We start from the raw sequence: 3,798 nt of genomic DNA on the forward strand, positions 1-3,798 counted from the left end.
CGGTATGGACCGCAAACTTCGTTTTGATGGATTACGGTTCAGGTGCAGTGATGTCTGTTCCGGGTCATGATCAGCGCGATTACGAATTTGCCGCTAAATATGGCTTGGAGATCAAACAGGTAATCAAGCCTGTTGATGCTTCTATCGAAGTGGATCTGGATAAAGAAGCTTACACAGAAAAAGGCATTTTGGTGAACTCCGGTGATTTCGATCATCTGGAATTCGATATGGCTTTCAAAGCGATCGCTGCTGAACTGGAAGCAAAAGGCAAAGGCAAAGTTACCGTTAACTATCGCCTGCGCGACTGGGGCGTATCCCGTCAGCGCTACTGGGGTACACCAATCCCAGTCGTAAACTGCAACAGCTGCGGTTCCGTTCCTGTCCCTGAAGATCAGCTGCCAGTAACCCTGCCTGAAGATGTTCAGTTTGATGGTGTCGGCTCTCCGATCAAAAAAATGGAAAGCTTCATCAACACCACCTGCCCTAAATGTGGCGGAGCAGCAGAACGTGAAACCGACACGTTTGATACCTTTATGGAATCGTCCTGGTACTACGCGCGTTACGCGAGCCGCCTGAGCGAAAACCAGATGCTGGAACCGGAAAAAGCCAATTACTGGCTGCCGGTTGATCAGTACATTGGTGGTATCGAGCACGCGATTCTGCACCTGCTGTACTCCCGTTTCTTCCATAAACTGATGCGTGATCAGGGCTTAGTCGATTCCGACGAACCGTTCAAGCGCCTGCTGTGTCAGGGTATGGTTCTGGCAGATACCTACTACCGCGAAGGTGAGAATGGCGGCCAGGAGTGGATCTCCCCAACCGACGTTCAGGTAGAAACCGATGACAAAGGCCGTTTTGTTAGCGCAACCCTGAAGTCAGACGGAGAGCCCGTGCTTTCTGCGGGCGTATCCAAGATGTCCAAATCGAAAAACAACGGCATCGACCCTCAGATCATGATCGATAAATACGGTGCAGACACCGTACGCCTGTTCATGATGTTCGCAGCACCTCCGGAGCAGTCTCTGGAATGGTCTGATTCCGGTGTTGATGGTGCGCATCGCTTCCTTAAACGTCTGTGGAAGCAAGCGTTTGATCACCTGCAAGCAGGCGGGGATATTGTCGCGCTGGATACTTCTGCGCTGACAGATGACCAGCAGGCATTGCGCCGTAAAGTGCACGAAACCATCCAGAAAGTTTCCGATGACGTAGAGCGCCGCCAGACGTTCAACACGGCAATTGCGGCTGTGATGGAACTGTCCAACGCTATCAGCAAGTTTGTTGATGTCAGCGAACAGGGTCGCGCGGTATCTCAGGAAGCACTGCAAACTGCCGTTCAGCTGCTGGCTCCTATCGTGCCACACATTACGCACGAGCTTTGGACGGCTCTGGGTCAGGAAGGTGATATCCTGACTGCACCTTGGCCACAGGTTGACGAAAGCGCACTCGTACGTACATCTATCGAGATGGTCGTACAGGTGAACGGCAAAGTCCGCGCGAAGATCAACGTTGCCGCAGACGCCGATAAGGATGTCATCCTGCACACTGCACTGGCTGAAGAAAACGTTCAGAAACATATGGCCGACAAAAGTATCCGCAAGCAGATTGTGGTACCGGGCAAACTGGTTAACATCGTCGTTGGATAACACCGGATAAAGGAGCATCCTCTATGGCCGTGCAACTGAACTCTAAGCCGCTGCTGGCAGTTATGCTGGCGTTTACCCTATCGCTGCTGTCTGCCTGCGGGTTTCACTTGCGCGGTGCAGTGGATGTATCCGCCGATAAGGCACAACTGAGCCTGCAAACAGATCGCGCGAACGATCGTCTGAGTCGCGCTTTGAAGCGCGGCCTGCAGGATAACGGTATTCAGCTGGTGGCAAATGCCCCGTACAACCTGAAGGTTCATAAGTCTGTATTCAAACGCGACTCGGTCTCTCTCGACAGCAGCGCGCGTGTTGATGAGTACTCACTAACACTGAAGGTTGAGTATGAACTACGCTCTCTGAAAAACGACTTGGTCAAAAACGAGTCAGCGATCACCGAACGTGTTTACACTTACGATGCAGATGCCGCCGCCGCCAAGGATGAGCAGGAGTCACTGCTTCGCGACGAAATGTACGACGCGATGGCAACCCGCATTATCCGCAGTTACCTGGCATTTGATAGCAACAAATGAAAGTAAAACAGGAGCAGCTCGCCAGCCGCCTGAAAGGTGAGGTCCAACCGGCTTATCTGATCACGGGTGACGAGCCGCTTCTTTCCGAAGAAAGCTGCGATCTGTTGCGCGGCTACTTTAAACAACAGGGGTTTACCGAGCGTGAAGTACTCCATGTAGAATCCGGCTTTAAATGGGAATATCTACTGGAATGCGCCAACGCTCTGTCTCTGTTCGCTGAACGGAAGATCATCGAACTGCGTCTTGGCAGCAGTAAGCTGAACAAGCAATCGAGTGAAATTCTTCGCCAGTATCTGAATTCCCCCTCCCCGGACAACGTATTACTGCTTGTCGCCAACAAACTCGATGGGGCGAGTAAGAAATCCGCCTGGTTCAAAGCCATTGATCAAAAAGGCGTGATTGTTGAACTTTGGCCAATCGAACCCAATCAGTTACCCACCTGGATCCGACAACGCGCAGCCCAAATAGGCCTGCAATTGGAAGATGATGCCGTCAGCTTGCTGGTTGATCGTATCGAAGGCAATCTGTTAGCGGCTAAGCAGGAATTACAAAAACTCCTGTTGCTCTACCCGGATAAACCGGTCACCGCTGACGATGTTATTGATGCGGTCACGGACAGCTCCCGCTACGATATTTATGGCCTGACAGAAGCCGTTTTATTAGGCCAGGCAGAGCGCAGCCATAAAATCCTGCAAGTCTTGCATCAGGACGGTACTGAAGCCGCCATTGTCCTCTGGGCTCTGGTCAGAGAGATTCGTGCACTCTATAACATCCAGCTTGGACAGGCATCAGGCATGAGCTTTGATGCGTTGTGTCAGCGCGAGAAGATCTGGGGAAAGCGCAAGCCACAGTTAGGACGCGCTGCTCAGAGACTTCGTCAATCCACCCTGGAAAAACTACTCTCCGACTGCGGACAGGTGGATCGCATCGTTAAAGGCGCTGAACGGGGCGACCCGTGGGTTAACCTGGCCAGTATCTGTTTTACACTTGCCGGTATCACTCTACCTATTTCTTAACTATCATGTACTTCAAATGCGCAATATTGTGCACTCTGGATAGCAAAGGAAGGGCTTCCCATGCGATTGACTGCATTGATCGTGGCCTGCCTGAGCCTGGCCACAACAGGCTGTGAAAAAAAATTCGACCCCACTCGCCTGAAAGACGGTAAATCCCTCTACGATTACTACTGTATTAGCTGCCATCAGAATCAGGGACTTGGGCCTTATCTGGAAAATTTACCGATTACCGATAAAAGCCTTAAAGACTACGAAATCATGCTGGTCATTAAATATGGTTACAACAGCGAACACTCAATGCCAACGTTCGATAACCTGAGTGCTGACCAAGCCGAAGCGGTTGCATCCTATATGGTTAAAAAGCGCCGAGAGCAACAAACTAACTAACCATACAAAAATTCCCTGCGGGTAGTATTTGATCACTTGATGATACTGCCCATAACATGCCGCACCAAGCGACTTACCCTTAGCTTATCCACAATTTAACCCCCAGATTTCCGGTATAACTTAAGTGAGTTTTTTGTTGATAAGCTGAGCTGGTCGCTATAATTTTTTCAATATTTTTATTGACAAACAGCACTTCCAAAAAAGTTAATCACACTGTTCAGA

General features: G+C 50.4%; 4 protein-coding genes. All 4 read left to right on the plus strand.

All coding sequences use genetic code 11. The annotated features are described in order from the left end of the window. Nucleotides 1-1,643, plus strand: a 1,643-nt coding sequence (leuS, locus tag ABYW01_RS16385; protein ID WP_372834743.1) for a leucine--tRNA ligase, incomplete at its 5' end; no start/stop codon positions are given. Between the two features lie 23 nt (nt 1,644-1,666). Then, a complete protein-coding gene (lptE, locus tag ABYW01_RS16390; RefSeq protein ID WP_372834745.1) occupies nt 1,667-2,173 on the plus strand; it encodes an LPS assembly lipoprotein LptE in 507 nt (168 codons plus the stop codon). Beyond that, complete coding sequence (gene holA, locus ABYW01_RS16395; RefSeq protein ID WP_372834748.1) at nt 2,170-3,189, plus strand: DNA polymerase III subunit delta; 1,020 nt, start codon at nt 2,170-2,172, stop codon at nt 3,187-3,189. Before lptE ends, holA begins: the two co-directional genes overlap by 4 nt. A 60-nt stretch (nt 3,190-3,249) precedes the next feature. Beyond that, on the plus strand, nt 3,250-3,576 hold the full coding sequence (locus ABYW01_RS16400; RefSeq protein WP_372834749.1) for a cytochrome c: 327 nt from the start codon (nt 3,250-3,252) through the stop codon (nt 3,574-3,576). Nucleotides 3,577-3,798 lie beyond the last annotated feature (222 nt).

It is taken from the genome of Pontibacterium sp. (assembly GCF_041587635.1).
Lineage (GTDB): Bacteria > Pseudomonadota > Gammaproteobacteria > Pseudomonadales > Balneatricaceae > Pontibacterium.